The organism is Pseudoalteromonas sp. NCIMB 1079, assembly GCF_040567695.1.
GTDB lineage: Bacteria > Pseudomonadota > Gammaproteobacteria > Enterobacterales > Alteromonadaceae > Pseudoalteromonas > Pseudoalteromonas distincta.
On sequence record NZ_JBEWZA010000001.1, the window covers coordinates 2,723,630 to 2,742,050 of the forward strand.

General features: G+C 38.1%; 15 protein-coding genes and 1 pseudogene. 8 read left to right on the top strand and 8 right to left on the bottom strand.

Annotated features, from left to right (window positions below; all coding sequences use genetic code 11):
- Positions 1-3: 3 nt before the first annotated feature.
- The 6 genes from radD to ABX891_RS12625 form a co-directional block, all read right to left on the bottom strand.
- The gene (radD, locus tag ABX891_RS12600; protein ID WP_354629653.1) at positions 4-1,755 is read right to left on the bottom strand and encodes a DNA repair helicase RadD; all 1,752 of its coding nucleotides are present in this window, start codon (positions 1,753-1,755) and stop codon (positions 4-6) included.
- Between the two features lie 124 nt (positions 1,756-1,879).
- On the bottom strand, positions 1,880-2,182 hold the full coding sequence (locus ABX891_RS12605) for an H-NS histone family protein (protein ID WP_354629654.1): 303 nt from the start codon (positions 2,180-2,182) through the stop codon (positions 1,880-1,882).
- A gap of 168 nt (positions 2,183-2,350) precedes the next feature.
- Positions 2,351-4,780, bottom strand: coding sequence for a TonB-dependent receptor domain-containing protein (locus tag ABX891_RS12610; RefSeq protein ID WP_354630139.1), 2,430 nt, complete (start codon positions 4,778-4,780; stop codon positions 2,351-2,353).
- The gene (locus ABX891_RS12615) at positions 4,714-5,127 is read right to left on the bottom strand and encodes a hypothetical protein (protein WP_354629655.1); all 414 of its coding nucleotides are present in this window, start codon (positions 5,125-5,127) and stop codon (positions 4,714-4,716) included. The genes ABX891_RS12610 and ABX891_RS12615 overlap by 67 nt, the downstream gene beginning before the upstream one ends.
- Before the next feature lie 269 nt (positions 5,128-5,396).
- Positions 5,397-5,858: a TonB-dependent receptor domain-containing protein gene (locus ABX891_RS12620; protein ID WP_354630140.1), complete on the bottom strand. Its 462-nt coding sequence runs from the start codon at positions 5,856-5,858 to the stop codon at positions 5,397-5,399.
- A 125-nt stretch (positions 5,859-5,983) separates the two neighbouring features.
- Complete coding sequence (locus tag ABX891_RS12625) at positions 5,984-8,329, bottom strand: DNA polymerase II (protein WP_354629656.1); 2,346 nt, start codon at positions 8,327-8,329, stop codon at positions 5,984-5,986.
- 59 nt (positions 8,330-8,388) lie between these two features.
- Between ABX891_RS12625 and dinG the strand changes: the two genes are divergently transcribed.
- The 7 genes from dinG to ABX891_RS12660 all read left to right on the top strand — a co-directional run bounded on the left by dinG (position 8,389) and on the right by ABX891_RS12660 (position 14,368).
- The gene (gene dinG / locus ABX891_RS12630) at positions 8,389-10,464 is read left to right on the top strand and encodes an ATP-dependent DNA helicase DinG (RefSeq protein WP_354629657.1); all 2,076 of its coding nucleotides are present in this window, start codon (positions 8,389-8,391) and stop codon (positions 10,462-10,464) included.
- Positions 10,464-11,240 carry a sulfite exporter TauE/SafE family protein gene (locus ABX891_RS12635; RefSeq protein WP_354629658.1) on the top strand — a complete coding sequence of 259 codons (777 nt, stop codon included), beginning with the start codon at positions 10,464-10,466 and terminating at the stop codon, positions 11,238-11,240. Before dinG ends, ABX891_RS12635 begins: the two co-directional genes overlap by 1 nt.
- Position 11,241: 1 nt before the next feature.
- Positions 11,242-11,850 carry a primosomal replication protein gene (locus tag ABX891_RS12640; RefSeq protein ID WP_002958255.1) on the top strand — a complete coding sequence of 203 codons (609 nt, stop codon included), beginning with the start codon at positions 11,242-11,244 and terminating at the stop codon, positions 11,848-11,850.
- Positions 11,850-12,743: a histone deacetylase family protein gene (locus ABX891_RS12645; RefSeq protein WP_354629659.1), complete on the top strand. Its 894-nt coding sequence runs from the start codon at positions 11,850-11,852 to the stop codon at positions 12,741-12,743. The genes ABX891_RS12640 and ABX891_RS12645 overlap by 1 nt, the downstream gene beginning before the upstream one ends.
- Positions 12,744-12,794: 51 nt before the next feature.
- Complete coding sequence (locus ABX891_RS12650) at positions 12,795-13,076, top strand: late competence development ComFB family protein (RefSeq protein WP_002958257.1); 282 nt, start codon at positions 12,795-12,797, stop codon at positions 13,074-13,076.
- A complete protein-coding gene (locus ABX891_RS12655; protein WP_149591893.1) occupies positions 13,060-13,212 on the top strand; it encodes a YbaM family protein in 153 nt (50 codons plus the stop codon). Before ABX891_RS12650 ends, ABX891_RS12655 begins: the two co-directional genes overlap by 17 nt.
- A 271-nt stretch (positions 13,213-13,483) precedes the next feature.
- On the top strand, positions 13,484-14,368 hold the full coding sequence (locus tag ABX891_RS12660) for a DMT family transporter (protein WP_354629660.1): 885 nt from the start codon (positions 13,484-13,486) through the stop codon (positions 14,366-14,368).
- A gap of 42 nt (positions 14,369-14,410) precedes the next feature.
- On the opposite strand, the gene ABX891_RS12665 is transcribed toward ABX891_RS12660, so the two are convergent.
- The gene (locus ABX891_RS12665) at positions 14,411-16,570 is read right to left on the bottom strand and encodes an exonuclease domain-containing protein (RefSeq protein WP_354629661.1); all 2,160 of its coding nucleotides are present in this window, start codon (positions 16,568-16,570) and stop codon (positions 14,411-14,413) included.
- A 129-nt stretch (positions 16,571-16,699) separates the two neighbouring features.
- Between ABX891_RS12665 and ABX891_RS12670 the strand changes: the two are divergent.
- Positions 16,700-16,909, top strand: a pseudogene (locus ABX891_RS12670) (protein-tyrosine phosphatase family protein); the annotation flags it as partial.
- Between the two features lie 101 nt (positions 16,910-17,010).
- On the opposite strand, the gene ABX891_RS12675 reads toward ABX891_RS12670, so the two are convergent.
- Positions 17,011-18,309, bottom strand: a complete 1,299-nt coding sequence (locus ABX891_RS12675) for an AAA family ATPase (RefSeq protein WP_354629662.1) — start codon at positions 18,307-18,309, stop codon at positions 17,011-17,013.
- Positions 18,310-18,421: the final 112 nt, after the last annotated feature.

Sequence of the window (18,421 nt, forward strand, 5' to 3'; positions counted from 1 at the left end):
AGCTTAGCGGCTTAACTGATTTGCTTTTCTAAAGTTACCTTTATAGTCAAATAGCTTATCAGCCACTTTCCAACCATACTTTTTGCTTTTTCGTGCAATAACAAAATCTGGTGGTACTAATTCAAATTGTGCGCTTACTACTTGCGCTGCAGTTTTAAAATTAATAGGTGTTTGTCCAAGCCCTACTCGTAGACCAAATTGCTTATTAAATATAAATTGCCCGCCTTTATTTGCGAGATTATATACCTCATCGCAACTTGCGCCATCTTCATCAAAATACGTTACTTTAATAAGTTCATCTTTAATTTGAGTAACCGATAACCCACTACATCGAAGCACAAGTGCGTCTTTTAAGTTTAATGCATTACGTAACTTATCATCAGGGTCGGCCATTACCGCGCCGCAATCATGGCATTTACGTGCCGCAATGTCATTTTGGGCGCCGCACTGCTCACATTCTTTAAACCTAAAACGATAATCGCACTGCTCTTTTCTACCTTCATCATCTTCTAACAGGCCTTGGCAACGCCTGCCAAAGTGCTCTATTACTTTTCCAGTGGAGTCTGTTTTACCCCAAAATATATTCGCAAACCCACAACCTGGGCAAAGTACCTGCACAGGTTCATTATCACTATCGCCTTTTTTATCTCCAACCTCTGGGTAGAATAAGTCAAAGCCATTACCCGCATAGTCAATCACTAAACAATCGTTTTTACCTTCTGCCAACCTCAAGCCTCGACCGACAATTTGCTGGTATAAACTTACTGACTCCGTTGGGCGTAAAATAGCTATAAAATCAACATGGGGAGCATCAAAGCCCGTCGTCAATACTGATATATTTACTAAATATTTTAACTGTTTAGCTTTGAACTGCTTTATTATTTTATCGCGTTCGCTATTCGGGGTATCCCCCGTGATCAGCGCACTGTGATCCTCTGGTAGATAAGTCATTATCTCTTGTGCATGCATAACCGTAGCTGCAAAAATCATCACGCCGTAACGATTTTCACTGTATTGTATAACCTGTTGTAAAATTGTTTGAGTTGCTCGGGTCGATTTTTTTAACAGCGCATTCATATCCTCATTGCTATATTGTCCAAATGCATTGCTAGTTAAAGATGAAAAGTCATAATGGCTAATCGCAGCATCAACCTCTTTAGGGGGCGTTAAATAGTTATGTTTGATCATATAGCGCAGCGGTAATTCAAAAATACAGCTTTTAAATGGACTCTCTTTATTGCCACGCACAAAGCCATGGTAATGATGCTGATAAATCCAGCCTAGCCCTAATCGGTAAGGCGTCGCGGTTAAACCTAATACTTTTAATTCAGGGTTGTGAGATTTAAGTGCATTAATAACTTTTCCGTATTGGCTTTTCTTTTCGCCATTTACTCTGTGACACTCATCAATAATAAGTAATGAGTAGTGCTCATTAAGTTTATTTAGATTACGCGATAACGACTGCACACTGGCAAAAGTAACTTGGTGGATTAACGACTTCTCTTTGAGTCCTGCGGAAAATATACTCGCCTCAAGCCCAAAGCTTTTATACTTTTGTGAGTTTTGCTCTACTAACTCTTTAACATGCGCCAGTACTAATATTTTTTGTTTAGCTATACGCGCAAGCTCAGCAATTACCAAACTTTTACCCGCACCAGTAGGTAATACTATCACTGCGGGATCATTGGTTTTTCTAAAGTGTAAAACGGTACGTTCTACGGCTTCTTGTTGGTAAGGTCTTAGTTTATAGCTCATGGGAAAACAAATAGATTTTAATAAGGGGATTTTAGCAAATTACTGCTATGACATTTAGACTTTAATTATATTTTATTGAGAGGTAAACAAAAAAGAGAAGCCGAAGCTTCTCTTATATTTAGCTTTAAGCTAAAAACTTTTCAAGCTCAACACCTTCAAACGCTTTAGGACGACGGCCACGGCCTGTCCATTCTATAGTTTCACCATTAAGATCCATACGGTACTTAGGCTTAACTTTAGTACGCTTGTCAGATGCTCCATCTTGTAAATCTTCTAGCGTAAGTCCTTTTTCTTTTAAAAGATCCAAAACTTCCTGTTTCGCTTTTTGCTGCTGGGTATATTTTGAAATTGCATCATTGATAAGCTGTTGAGCTTTTTCAAGCTCTGTTAATGATGCTGTTTTAATAAAAGATCGGACTTCTTTCATTTATATCTCGCTAAATTATATGATTGGACTTATTTAAATATTCTTTTTAAGTATAAGGGTATTTTCCAAAAATAACTACGGCACATAATTTATTAAAGTATATAAAATTTATTCATAAAAAAACCGCGATTAAAATCGCGGTTTTTATCATTCTTATATAAATAACAATTAGAATTTAGTAGTAAAACTCAATTGGAAGTAACGACCAGTTACGTCATAAGCTTCACCAACAGTGTTTATACCTGATGCTCCACTTACTGAACTTTGGTTTGCTACAGGAGGTTGCTTATCGAAAACATTTCTAACTGATAAAGTAACATCTGTTCCATCTGTGATGTTATAAGTACCTGATAGGTCATGATAAATAACAGTCGGGAAACGATTAAACTTATCTAACGGAGCGCCCGTTGAGAAGTTTTGATTTCCTTCAATATTACTATCATTTGAGCTAGCCCAGTACTTCATGCGCCATGATACTGCAAAGTCATCAACTGCATAGCCTAAATTTAAATTTGCACGATTAGTAGGAGTTAATACCTCACCCCTGTAATCAATCTCTTCACCAGATTCAATTGATGTTTCAACATACTCATACAAATGATTCCATATCAAGTCAGCTGATAATTGCCCGTAAGCAAATTCTTGCTTATAACTTAACTCTATATCTAAACCTTTTGTGCTTAAATCATTTTCATTACTTGTACCAGAACTAACTTCTGTCAAAGCACCTCTTGTATCACGTATTGCCCCACCACATGTAGCATCGAAGTCAGATGGATCAACACCGTAGCATCGGTTCAATACAGTTGTTCTACCAGTGGTAGCAATAGCGTCATCTACAGCTATATCATAGTAGTCAAGCGTTAATGAGAACTCATCCGTTACTTGCCAAATAGCGCCAACACTAAATGAATCAGATGTTTCTTCTTTTACCTCTTCATTGCCACCAATATAACCACCAGTGCTCTGACGTTCAATAGTTGTTAAATTGAATGCGCCTTCACTAGCAACTCTATTAGCTACTGAAGCGATAGAAAGACAGTTAGCCGCTACATTACCTGTTGATGATGCAGTGATTGCATCACAAGGATCTGCAACACCTGCAAATGTTTCGCCTCTACCACCGAATAAGTCAGCAATATTTGGAGTTCTAATAGCTCTCGCTGCTGATGCTCTTAATTTTACTGTATCTGTAGGAGAGTATTGCACACCTGCATTCCATGTTGTTTGTCCACCAACAATTTCATGATCTGAATAGCGCGCGGCTAAATCTAGTTCAACATTTTCTAAAACTGGTAAAACAGTCTCAACAAAAACATCGTTAGTGTAGAAGCTACCATTGGTAGGATCAGATTTATTTGTACTTGAAGCACCAGTTTGCGCTAAATCACCTGGAGAGTATGAACCTTTTTCAAGACGATGTTCTGCACCAACAGCTAGCCCAACCATACCACCATCTAACTCAATTGGTAATTCACCAGAAAGGGTTGTTGAAAATATAAATTGCTCAACTTGACCTTGAGATTTTGCAGGTGATCTTACATATGCAACGGCTTCATCAGACAAAGTTCCTGCACCGAACAAATCTAAAGGCACACACCCTTGAAGTACTGCTAAATCATTAGAACATTGAACGTTACCTTCTGCATTAGTATATACATCTAATGCATTTGCAGCACGTTCAACATTTATTTGACCACCATTTTCTTGGCGCTGGTCAGTTTTACCCCATGATATATATGAGTTTAAAAGCCAGTTATCATTAATTTCCCAATCTATACCTGTCGCAATACGAATAGTATCGCGCTCTAAATCTGTTGAGCGAGCACCAAACTCAACCATGCGGCGAACTAACGTTGGAATATTATCATCCATTGTCAAATCAGGATTATCAGACATTAAATTTTGACGTAAAAGATCTGGAACTAGAGGGCTTCCCAGCTTAATACCACCAACGCCACCACGTGAAGGTAGATATACATCATCCGTAGTAAAAGGAGTAGGTTCAATAGTCGAGTTGTATGTTTTAGATGAATTCCAGTTTACTTCAGTGAAAGAGTGAACACTATCTGAAATATCTTGTTTAAAGTTAACTGCTGCGTATTTACGCTCAAGCGGAGTCACTAACTGTCTGTAAGAAGCACGATTGAATGAATTCTCATCACCTACATATGGTGTACCATCTGCATTATATGAGCCTACACGGCCTTGAGGTGGGTATGAAGAGTTTTGAACACCTACATATTCACCACCTTCATCGTTCAAAAATATAGCTTGGTCATATTTAGAGAAATTACGGTCAGATGATTTAAGGCCTTTATCGTCATCATATCCAGCCGCAATTGTAACACTACCTGAATCCCATGTATTACCAGCCGTAAGGTTTAAAGAGTATTTTTCACGATCGGATTCATCTGAAATACCTGTTTGAGCATTAACCTCAACACCTGCAACAGCATCTGAACCATAAACTGCTGAAGAAGCACTTTTAAGAATATCAATTCTCTCAATCATTGATGCTGGAATTGCGTTTAAATCAACTGCGTAACCACTTGAAGGTGAAACACCTGATACAAAGCGACGACCGTTAACACTAATGTTCTTGAAGAACCTAAATTACGTAGCGACGTAGTATTTAAGCCCACACCCGTAGTACCAAATGCACTATTTGATTGGTTTGAGCCAGCAATAGTAACCGGTGACTGATTCAATACATCGGCTACATTCAATGCGCCCATTTGAATGATATCGCTTCGGCCAATTGATGTAATTGGTACAGTTGTTTCAATATCAGTTCGCTTTATGCGTGAACCGGTAACTTGAATACGCTCTACTTTTTCAACACCTTCGTCAGCAGCCATCGAGTTTGCAGAAAAGATAGCTGTAGATGCTGCACCAAAAGCAATCGCTAAGCGAACAGCTTTTGAAACTTGATTATTTAACATTTGATTCTCCCAAGAATACTATTTTATTTTTTCGTTGTTTTAATAAAAAATAGGACAGCAGTAAATGCTATGTAACCTATTTTGAATAGAATAATAGTATCAATCGAACCATAAGGTCAACAGTTGTTTAACTTTAAAAGCCCTTTTGTTCACATTCACTTACAACGGTGTTACTAAATTCCACCTAAAAAAACACCAATTAAATACATCTACATAAAAAAAGCCCATAGTATAACTATGGGCTTTTTAATAATTAATTTTATTTTATGTTAGAACTTCAAGTTAAAGCTTACATGAACAAATCGACCTAATGTGTCATAAAAGCCAGCTACATTATTTGCATTCGATGCAACTGTATTACCTACCATTGGAGGTTCTTTATCAAAAATATTGTTTATACCACCAGTGAAAGTAAGGTACTCAGTAAATGAGTAGCTACCTGATACATCAATAAAACTATATGAACCAATACCATCATTATCAATTAATGAAACATCTGCGGCGCCTTCATAATCAACCGCTCCGTAATAACGCCATTTCATACCAACACGCCAATCATCACGAAGATAATTTATGTTAGACGTATGACGCCACTTAGGTGATGCAAAACAATCTGTACTAATAACACCAGAGCAATCATAAGCTAAGTCAGTGTCACCTAAAAGAGGCTCAACTTCTTTTTTAATACTGTAATAACCATTAATAAAATAACCTGTTGTTTTGAAAGTAATTTACTTTGATGTTATTTTTAGCTGTAGTTTAATTAAAATCATACTTGTTAACTTTCGGCATGTGAATGTTTGTAAACAGCTTCTTTAATCAGCTTTACACTTTAATTTTTTACTGATTATTAAGCTTAAAATAAAGTACTTTGGGTTGAGTTTGGCTGTACGCCAAGTGCGCTTAGAATCATATCGGCAACTGGTTCTAGCTGACGCTGTATATAAAGAGGGTAATTGAGGGTGTTGTTTCCATTGTAAATTTCAGCGCCATTAATAGCATAAACATATTCTATTATTTGGCCGCGCTTTACATCAAAGTCGGGGTTATTCGCTTTATATTTTTTTACTGCTTGCACATGCGGGGGAATATTTTTTACATAGTCACTTAAATTTTGGCCTAAACGTTTACGGTATATAAGTTTTTTATCAAACTCCCCTGCGTATAGTTTTTTAGTGTAGCTTTTTATAATGTCGTTTAATTGCTCTATTTCAAATTGTTGATCAAATAATGTTTTAAAAAGTTCGGTTTGAAACTCTTGTGCAAACTGGGTCCAATCGCTGCGCACGGTTTCCATTCCTTTAAAAATGAGCTGCTTGGCGTTGTTTTTATCAATTTGGCCAACGTAACGTTTTTTTGAGCCTATTTTTTTTCCTCTTATGGTTGGCATAAAAAATGGACTGTAATGGGTTTCAAACTCTATTTCTAAATAACTGGTCAACGAAAAGCGAGTTTTAATGCTATCAGACCAGCGTTTGTTAATAACTTGCATCACATCATTACCTATTTCATTACACTGTGTGGCATTTAAGCGCTCATTTACTTTTACAAATATTGAATCTGTGTCGCCATAAATAACCTCATAACCTAGCTCTTCAATCCATTTTCGGGTGGTTTGCATGATCTCGTGCCCCCTAAGTGTAATTGAACTTGAGAGCCTGGGATCGTAAAATCGGCAACCTTTAGAGCCTAATACGCCATACAAGCTGTTCATTATTATTTTTATTGCCTGAGAAAGCATTGGCTGGTTGGTATCTTTGGCTTTTTGGCGAGTACGGGTTAAGTGCTTAATTAATTTAGGTAAGTGATGCAGCTCGCGTGAAAAAAGTGCATCGTTAAACCCTGCTACCGCACTTTCGGGAGAGTTTAGCCCTTCTATAAGGCCTAATGGATCAATACAAAAAGTGCGCATAATTGACGGGTACAAGCTTTTAAAGTCGAGCACTAATACATTTTCATATAAACCAGGTGTCGACTCCATTACATAACCGCCTGGGCTTTCAAACGATAAGCCATGCTCGCCTAAATTAGGTGCAACATAGCCACTGCGATGTAATAAGGGTAAATATAGGTTGGTAAATGCAGATACCGAGCCGCCCATACGCTCTAGTTCAAGCCCCGTAAGTTGCGTTCTTACTATGGCAAATTCAAATAGCTTTAACTTAACAAAAATCCTATTTACTAATATACAGTCTTGGCGGTTATAAGCGGCAAGTGCGAGCTTGTCGTGATTAAATTGACGAATAATTTCGCTAAGGCGATTATCTGCTTGAATTAACTTAGACTCGCCCAGCACTTTATGAGAAATATTAGCTAACGAATAACTGTCAAAATGATAAGTGGCATTTTTTAGTGTATCTATACCATCTATTACGCTGCGCCCAGGTAAAGTAAGCCGGGTGTAATGACCCGTTCTAATTGTTAAAGGTTGTTGATCTCTACCTAAATTAAGCACCAGTCCTAATGCCTCTGCGCGGGCGTTAAGTACGCTAAAATCAAATTCAATTACATTCCAACCCACAATCACATCCGGATCGTTACTAGTAATGTAGCTCTGTAATTTTTGCAGTAAATTTATTTCATCAACGCACCAGTCAATATGAAATGCGTTACTGTGAGGCTGTGGCTCACCAATCATTAATACGCAATCTAGGCCATTACCAACTAATCCAACCGAGAACAACACGCCTTCTGCGTTACATTCTATATCTAATGAAAGCGACGCAAGCTGTGGCGTATAGTTTGGATTAGCTTTTAGTTTTGCTTGAGTAATTTCGATAAAGCCATTTTTTTGTAGCGCCTCTCCAGTTACCCACACTCCGCCTTTAATAAAGCGCTCCATTAAAAATCGGTCGCTGTGGCGAATATCGCCTTCGTATATATTTATTTGCTCCTCAAGCTGGGCTCTTGCTTTATAAAGGCTACTACTGTCGTTAAAATAGCAAGCTGTGCAGTCAACACCACTAAAGTGGCGCATATTAACCGCTTTAAAACTTACCTTTATTTTGGCTTTGGCTAATAACGTTTGTGCAAGAGGCTGCTGTTGTTGCGCAATAAAAAATACGGCTTGCTGGTTTTCAACAACCACCTTTATAGGCCCATACTCAGAGCTTAACCAATAACACAAAGTAAGGTCCTGCCTGTTTTTAGACGAGTATTGTTGCCTTGATAAAATAAAGCCCTGATAGATTGCTTGTGTCAATGTCCGATCCCACTTAATATATACACTGTAATTATATACATACTTTAGGTAATCATCACATGCTATCGAGCTCATTAAAAAAAACAATTAGGCAAGTACACCAGCATGTGGCTAGTAACCTAAAAGATTATCGCCCTCGTAGCAGTCAAAATTATCTTGTAGCCGAAATAGCAAAAACACTTGCTGGCGAATACCATAAAAAGCAGCGCATTTGCGTAATTGAAGCAGGCACTGGTACCGGTAAGTCTCTTGCCTATTGTTTAGGCGCGTTGCCTCTTGCCTTAGCGCAAAAAAAGAAGTTAGTTATTTCTACCGCAACCGTTGCACTGCAAGAACAATTAATAGCAAAAGAGCTCCCATTTTTTAAAAAGCATTCAGGCCTCGATTTTAAATTTGATTTAGTAAAAGGTCGCCATCGTTATATTTGTGCCCACAAATTACATAATGCTGTAAACGGCGATAGCCAAACACAAATGGACTTTATGCCAACGCTTACTTCACCATTGAGCGCAATGGAAACCAAGTGCTTGAATGAGTTATATAACGCTTATGTAAATAAAAAATGGCAAGGCGATAGAGACAGCTGGGCCGATACCGTACCCGACAGAGTATGGAATTTAATAGCCTGCGATAAACATTCGTGCCAACGCCAAATGAAAGCACACCAAACGTGCCCGTTTCAGCTTGCGCGTAATCAATTAATGCAAATGGATGTGCTGGTAATTAATCACTCTTTATTACTTGCTGATTTAGACTTAGGCGGTGGTAAAATTTTACCAGAGCCCGACAATACTATTTACGTTATTGATGAAGCGCATCATTTAGCACATATAACACGCGACTTTTCATCGGCTGCTGCAACAATTAAAGGCACAATAGAGTGGCTTGATAAGCTCACCAAGTTTAGCGGGAAAATGGCGAAGGTTTTAGTGGGGCAAAAAGCAATAGGGCAAAACTTTAAACTTTGCGACAGTATTAATGACGCGAATAAAGATTTAAAAGTAGTTCGCGATATTCTTGATAATGCCGACTTTGAATACTCAAAAGACGATACTTATCGCTTTGAACACGGTGAAATTCCAGAATCGCTGCACAGTAAAGCAAAAGATATAAGCGAAGCCACGCAAGATGCGCTGCGCTGTTTAAACAAAATGCACGACACGCTAACCCAAGATGTTAGCGATGGCGACATAAAACCTTACGTTGCCGACCCAATACTAGGCGAAAGCGGTCAATACATAAACCGCTTAGAACAACTAAACAAACTATGGTTTAGTTATGCAAAAAAAGGCGAAGGTGCTCCTCATGCACGATGGATAAAGCGCCTTGAATATAAAAGCCATCACGATCACTTATTAAGCGACTGCCCTATCGAGGTCGGTTATTACTTAAAAGATAAATTATGGCGCGAATGCGCGGGCGCTGTTTTGTGCTCTGCTACATTAAGTGCACTGGGCTCATTTGATCACTTTGCTTACGAAACAGGGCTTGCTAAAGAAGAAGGCGTTAAATTTATTAAAGTACCTTCTCCTTTTGATTACCCCAAACAAGCGACTTTACGTATTCCGGTATCTAAGGTAGAACCAACCGATAAAGACTTTAGTGATCACTTAGCTAAAACTTTACCAGAGTACTTAAATGATAAAAAAGCGAACCTTGTACTATTCGCTTCTTACTGGCAAATGGACCATGTAACAAAGTTTCTTAGAACAAAAGGTTTTAACTTATTAGTACAAGGTGAGATGTCTAGAGAAGCTTTACTTAAGTTACACACCAAAAATGTAGACGAAGGCAAAGGCAGTATTTTATTTGGAACACAAAGCCTTTCAGAAGGCCTTGATTTACCTGGTAAATATTTAGAGAACCTAATAATTACTAAAATCCCGTTTGCGGTCCCTACTTCGCCAATAGAAGAAGCGCAAGCAGAATTTGTGCAAAGCAAAGGCGGCAACCCATTTTTAACGATTACCGTGCCAGACGCCGCAAAGAAATTGGTACAAAGCTGTGGTAGACTGCTGCGAAAAGAGAGTGATGAAGGCTGTATTACTATTCTCGATAGGCGCTTAGTTACTAAGCGATACGGTAAAGCCATGCTCGACACCCTACCACCTTTTAAAAGACAAATAGATTATTAATGTTTGAACTCGCACTCGATCCAACAACCTGGGCTGTTTTATGTGCTGTTGCACTTGCCGCAGGTTTTATAGACGCTATCGCCGGTGGCGGTGGCATGTTAACTGTACCCGCTTTATTAACTGCTGGCTTACCTCCACATTTAACATTAGGCACTAACAAACTAGCAGCTAGCTTTGGCTCGTTAACGGCAAGCTATACATATTATAAAAAGAACTTATTTAGTCCTAAGTTTTGGGCAGCCTCTATTATTGCTACCGCAATAGGTGCATTGATAGGTACTGTTATTGTTGATCATTTAAGTATCGATTTTTTAAACAAACTACTCCCGATTATTATTATTTTAGTTGCTGGCTATAGCTTATTTGGTAATTTAAGTACTACCGAAGGCGATGAACTACCTAAACTAAACAAAGCGATGAAAATAAAACAATGGCTACAAGGTTTAACATTAGGTTTTTTTGATGGTTTAGCAGGCCCAGGTACGGGTACTTTCTGGACTGCTTCTAATGGCATGCTTTATAAAATGAACCTGCTACTCAACTGTGGCCTAGCGCGTTCAATGAACTTTGTGTCTAATTTTATATCGCTTATCACCTTTGTTGCACTCGGCCATGTAAACTTTTTACTTGGCATAACAATGGGCTTTTTTATTATGCTAGGCGCATGGTTTGGGGCGCATTCAGCAATACGTTTTGGTAGCAAATTTATTCGCCCAGTATTTAATACTATGGTTATACTTTTAGCATTAAAACTAATTTACGAGGCTTACTTTTAATATGCACTCAATGGCTTTAGATAAACTACGTCAACAAGTTGCAACGCTAAAACAACAAGCTGAGCAATTTGATAAAGCTAAACTTTTTTCTAAAAATCGTTATATGCAAGCACAACCTAGCTTGTTTGACCGCGCAGTTTTTAGTACCAAAAGCATGAACCTAGTCGATTACGTAATAGAAATAGAAGACGAAGTTTCGAGGTTACCGCCAAGCGAGCATCGCCATGCTTATACCTACGCGCTTGAGCGTATTGCAGCTCAAATACAAGCTGTATTCAATGTTATTAAATCAACGCCTATTTGGGTTAAAGAAAACAAAAGCCATTATAAACCACGCCCTAAGCAAACCGTTTATAAGCAAGCGGTACAAAAAATAATGCAATCATCGCACGAGCTTTACGACGAATTAAAACAAAACCATGAGTTTGAACGCCGTTTAGTGCTCATGATTGAAGAGCGTAAAATGCAAATGGATAAAGCCTCGCCAGCTAAAGCACAAAAGCTTAACCTTGAAATATTAAGCACACACGCTCGATTAGGCCGCTGCAGAAAAGCAATTTCTGCCACCGAAGATAAAATTCAACAAGTCGAAAAACAACAGTTACGCTGATGCAGCTTTTTTACCACCCGCTATATTCTGCTTTAACGCTTCCTGAGCGCCATCGTTTTCCAATACAAAAATACCAAAAGCTTAAAGCAGAAATTGAAGGCTTAGGCTTAACGCCCAATAATTTTACTTCACCTATAAAAGCAACACCTGCTCAGCTTTCGCTATGCCATAATCAAACTTACATAAATAACTTTTTAAACGGCACTCTTAGCAATAAAGCCATTAAAAAAATGGGCTTTCCTTATTCAAATGAATTGGTAGAGCGCACATTACTATCAGTTGGGGCAAGCATCCAAAGTAGTGAACACGCGCTAAAACATGGTTTTTCGGCTAATTTAAGTGGTGGCTATCATCATGCATACAGTGATTACGGCAGCGGTTTTTGTATTTTTAACGATCTAGCTATTGCAGCAGCACATTTAATAAATACAGAGCAAGCCGACACTGTTTTAATTTTTGATTGCGACGTACACCAAGGCGATGGCACAGCACAAATCACTCAAAATCATGACCAAATTATTACCTGCTCAATTCATTGTGAACAAAATTTCCCTCGTAATAAGCAAGAGTCTACTTACGATTTTGCATTGCCCGCTAAAACAACCGACACTGAGTACCTCACTACATTAGAGCAAGCACTCGATTTTTGCGTGCGCATTCATAATCCTGATATTATTTTGTATAATGCAGGTGCTGATATTTACACAAAAGACGAGTTAGGCTTGTTTGATGTATCGCTAGATGGCGTATATAAGCGCGACTTTTTTACTCTCAACTTTTGTAAGCAACAACAAATTCCACTAATGTGCGCTTTAGGTGGCGGTTATCAGCGTAATTTGAGTTCACTAATTAATGTTCATAAACAACTATTTAAAGCTGCTATCGATTTATAGCAAGCCATAGTATAGACTCAGTTAAACGGATTATTTTAAAGCGGTGGGAATATGCGATTACACGAAGACATACACAACTATTACGAAAAGATTGTAGTCGAGGAAGTTATCAAACTTAAACTTGATGAAAAATATGATGAAGATGTAATGGCTGACTTTTGTTGTACGGTACTAAATCAGCTCCCGCCACGATATATTCGCTACGATGTAGATATGGCGTTTTATTTACCGCAATCAGAACGCATACATATGGAACAACGTGTACAAACAGCAATAAATGTTGCCATTAGCCAAATATCAAAAAAGAAAGAGTTAAATGACAAGTCCACTTGATCAAGCCCCTACACATATTAAACTTGCAGTAGATTTAATTATGATACTAGAGCAACACGATGTTGCTCCAGAAGAAGTACTAAAAGCACTTGAAATAGTTAAAAGCGACTTTGAAAAGAAGCAAACCGAAAGTTAGTTTTATTCAACCAACTCAATTAGATAAGTTGTTACAGTCCCTTCGCATTTCTCACAATCAACTTACATTTTGTGCTTTTAAACCCGATGCAGTTTAATAAAGGAACTATTTAACCAAATTGCTACTGTTGCTTTAATGAACCTGCAGCTACTGAGAACTTTTTCATTCTTATCCTTAATTTATTATTTTTATATGCCGGTTCCGAATATGGCTTACACTTTTTATAAACCCTGTTATTCTAAAAACCAATCAGCATAATTAAAATACTATCATGACCTTAGCAAGCTTACTGCGATTATTTTTTCTGGCCGCTATTTGGGGCGCTTCTTTTTTATTTATGCGAATGGCCGCCAATAGTTTAGGGCCTGCGGTATTAATTGAGTTTAGAGTAGGCTTTGCCGCACTTACCCTCTTTATTGTGGCGTTGTACTTAAAGCGCCACTTAGCCTTTACTGAACACAAAAAACACTTTTTTATTATAGGCGCGTTTAATTCAGCTCTGCCGTTTTTATTTTTTGCTTACGCAGCTCAAACTATCAGCGCATCCACACTCTCAATTTTAAATTCTACAACACCAATATGGGGTGTTGTAGTTGGAATTTTATGGACAAAAACAAAGCCGACCAAAAGTATGGTGCTTGGTTTACTGCTGGGTTTGATAGGTGTTGCAATACTTGTTGGGCAAAATCATTTTGTATTAAATAGCCAATCAATTTTGGCCATAGTAGCGGCATTAAGTGCATCACTTTGCTATGCCATTGCATCGCATTACACTAAAAACGCGCCTAAACTGGCCCCATTTGATAACGCCCATGGCTCAATGTGGGCATCGAGTTTTATGGTATTGCCACTTATCTTATTTATGCCAATACGAGAAATACCAAGCACCAACGTTATGCTAGGTGTATTAGTACTGGGCGTAGTATGTACCGCGCTTGCGTATATATTATTTTTTAAACTTATTGACGATATAGGCCCAACTTCAGCACTCACTGTCACCTTTTTAATTCCATTATTTGGCATATTTTGGGGGCATTTATTTTTAGACGAGCAAATAGGGCCAAATACATTACTAGGCGCACTATTTGTAATTGTAGGCACTATGTTGGTTACTGGTTTTTTACCACGAAAAAAGCACTTAGCTAAAACAAGCTAAGTGCTTTTAATTTATACTACTTCTTAAGTTAAGATTTACTGTTTATTCACTACTTTGGGATTGCTGAATAAGTAACAATAGCTCAGCAGTAGCCGTTGCATCGGCAAGTGCGCGGTGATGGCTCGTTAAATTTAAATTAAAATGCGATGAGAGATTACCCAGCGAATACGACTTTAATCCTTTGAACGCTTTGCGCGATTCAACCACGGTGCACATTTTTGGCATTTTAAAAAAGTGCCCTGCCATCTCGCATTCTTTTTTAATAAAGCCGTAGTCAAAATTAACGTTATGGGCTACAAAAATACTGCCTGCGAGTTTATCTAATAGTGGCTTTACAACCTCTGCAAATACAGGCGCGTTGTAAACCATGCTATCGCTTATACCAGTTAGTGACGTAATAAAGCCAGGTATATGGCGCTCGGGGTTAACTAAGCTCGTCCAAGTATCTATTACTTTACCATGCTGCACTTTAACGATGCCAATTTCGGTAATTCGGTTGCCGCCTTTTAAGCCGCCCGTGGTTTCTATATCAACCACGCTGTAAATACGGTTAGGATCTACAAACCATTTAACGGCGGCAATATGCACTGTAAAGCCCACGCTTTTTAAGTTATCAATAGTGGTTAGTTGGTTGCGCCTAAGTTTGTCGCCCGGTGCTTTTACTTCTTCAAAATGTACTTGGCCATTATTTATCACCATTAAGTCGGGGTAGCCGTCTTTTAGCTGTAAATAATGTTTGCTCATAGCCGTTAAGTGCGCAATTAGTGCCTCAAGTGGGCTGTTTAAAATAAGCGCTTCTAGTGGCTCTAATAAATTGCTGCGCCACCTAAACAAACCGTTAGGTTGCTCAAAGTATTGCGCTGCATTTTTGCATACTAAATTAAGTAATGCTTGCGACGTTTGGCACTGAGCTAAGCGCTCATTTATCTGTGTTTGCTGCGCTCCATAAAAATTACCAAGCCTTAACACCTGCGGATAAATATCAAACTCATTGCATGGCGGATAAGGCGACTCCACAAATAACTCGTGCCAAAATACTAAACCAAACAAACTTTGCCAAAGCGTGTTTTCGGTATTAAAGACCTGCATACCTTGGCGAGTATAATAATCGTTTACGCCCTGCTCTACTTCACCTCGGTACAGTTCATCTATTTCTAGCACGCACTGAGTATCGGCAAGCATGGCACTTAAACGCGAACGTGTTTTTTTATTAAACTTACGCATTAAAAAATCGTCAGCAAAATACAGTAAATCATCAGTAAGGGGGTTTTCGATAATGGCTTCTAATCGAGCTTTTACCCACTCTTTATTGCCAAGCCTGTATTGCTCTCTTATTTGAATTTCTTGTGCTTCACTATCATCCACGCACCCTTCAAGTAAACTAAAAGCAAGTTCGCTATCAACTGCTTTTAGCTGTCTATAAAGCCTAACTAATAATCTATTTTTTAATGCAACGGCTATCGCACCATGTGCAGCTTGTACTAAAACCTGCGACGCTAAAGCAACGTAATCACTCTCATCTGTAATATTTTTAAATGCTAACCGGTAACGGTTTAGTAAATAGTTTGATTGTGCTTCGTCAAGTGTTTCAAAGCGCGACAAGCTCTCGCTGTGCCCTTCGCGCGTAGCGGTTAAGCCTAAATCTCGCATTACAAAACGATTTTGATGATTCACATCACCACTGCTTAGTTTACCTGCAAATAAAAACTCAAAATACTCGTAGTAATCACTGCGGTTATTAATTACATACTGGCTATAAAGTGGCGCAAGCTTTTGTGGGCATGCTTTAAAAAACTCACGCGCAATATCCACCAGCGCGCCTTTAGCGGCGCTTTTTTTAAAGCTTATTTGCTCACTGTAATTACTTAGCAACTCAACCAGAGAAGGCTTAGTTAAGTGCGCTAAAAGCTGCTGGTAATGCTGCTCGTTTGGCTCAAATAAAATACCCGCTTTTTTTAGCGTATAAATAGCCTGATGCGGCGATGTTATTTCTTCATAATTAAGCGATTGCGCCTGCACCAAATAAGGCTTTCGTGAATACACCCGCGCCAACATGCACTGGCTTTGCTCATCTAGCTGGTTAATTTTACTAATAAATTCGCTGTGTTTGGGCTCAAGTAAATGCATACATTTACTAGTTACAAACTCAATAAGCTCTCTAAAATGCGCTAAATAGTATTTTGCTGGTAATTCTTTTTTCATAATATCGCCATAACTGTATATAAAAACAGTATCTAGTATTTGCGCTTATTATTCAATCTTAAACTTGTAATCAGTAATGGCTATATTAGACATATAAAAATAATGTACAGTCGATAAGCACTGAATTTAAAAACCGACATACTACAAACCATACAACAAAAACAAACCATTGCTATACATTGCAAAGGCGGCACTGGCCGCACAAGGTTGGTCGCTGCACTTATTTTAAATTCGGCAGGTTACACAAAAGAAGAGGTATACAACCTAGTACAAGGCATTCGCCCTAAGGCACTCACTATAGAATTGCAAAAAGAATACTTTGAGAGCTTTGAGTTGTAAGTCAGGGGTTAGGGAGGATTTAGCACTATGAATAGTGCTATAAATATTTTTAATGCTGTTTGTGAGTTAGCGCTAATGAGGTTAGTGCACTTGTTAAATTATTAATCTTCGAGCGGATTCGGTATGTCTTCTAGAATCTCTTCTCTATCACAATGTTTTAAGAAAAAATATAGAGATGAATCAATGACTTTTAACATTTTACCACCACGGTCATAATCAACGAATGGAGGCTGAATTTTTTTCACTATTTGGTGCTCTGTTAGGTTATGTAAAAATGCACCAAGATCTCCGGAGCGAACATCGTCAGGTCTATGGTGTATTTTTCGTATTTCTTCGAGCAAAACAGCTCTGGATAAACCTTTTTCTATGTTTTCAAAACTATGCGTAAGCAATAATTTGATAAAATAATATGGGAAGGCAAGTGACTTTTTACCACTTTGATTACTAGTTCTGCGAGCGATATCAACAAACGCTTCAAAGTTTCTTATATGGCGTATACCATAATCTTGAGCCTTTCTTTCAAGTGCTTCGTTCAAAATATCTTGTGTAATAGTTACTTTGTCTTCACTTGTACTAGTTACACCTGCAATGATGCAGCAATGCTTACAAATTTCTTGTATTACACCTACACTATCAAATGAATCAGATATCAATTGCTCTCTGACTTCGCTGAAATCAACATTGAGTAATTTTTCTCCTTTTTCAATTACTCTTTGAAAATCTAAAGATTCCCATGGCTCAACAGGTACTTCAGTGATCCTGTCCAGTAGATCGCCATTAAATTGAATTAGCCTGTTTGCTTCTCGCCATATACCAAGAACAATAAAGATTAAATGATGATCTTGAAACACACGAAGATCGTAAGCTAACGTTTCCTGAACTGACAGCTCTAGATAATGAAAATTTTCAATAACAATAAATTTATCAACGCCTGATTTTTTCAACAGCTCAGATACATCTTGAGCAAGTGCTAAATTATATTCAACAAACATCGTTGTTGCATTTCGCTTATTTGATATTTTATCTGAGACTTCAGCTGATGCACTTGTATCACCTATAAATGGTATTTTTATTTTAAAACCAGCACCGACTTTCCCCCCGTGTTCATTAGCGGTTTCTGATGTTTCAGACTCTATATAACCTATATTTAGCTGTCTTAATATGGATTTATATATATCAACCGGTTGCGTTTGAGGTGAGCACTCAACTTTTACGTATTGCTCTTCATCGAGGTGTTTTAAAATTAGAGAAGTTTTACCTTGCTTTGAAGATCCATAAACAATCACTTCATTACCATCTTGAATAGCATTTTTAAATTTTTCGTCTACTGTATTTCTTTCTATATACGACTTAATTAATGTGCTCTTCACACCAAAAACGTCCGATGTCTTATGTGACATAAACTCAATCCTTAATTCGAAACCGAATAATCTAACGCCCACATTAAGCAGACACGCATTGTTAGCTAAACTTGTAGAGTAACAAAACATAACCAACTGTTTTGTTACATTT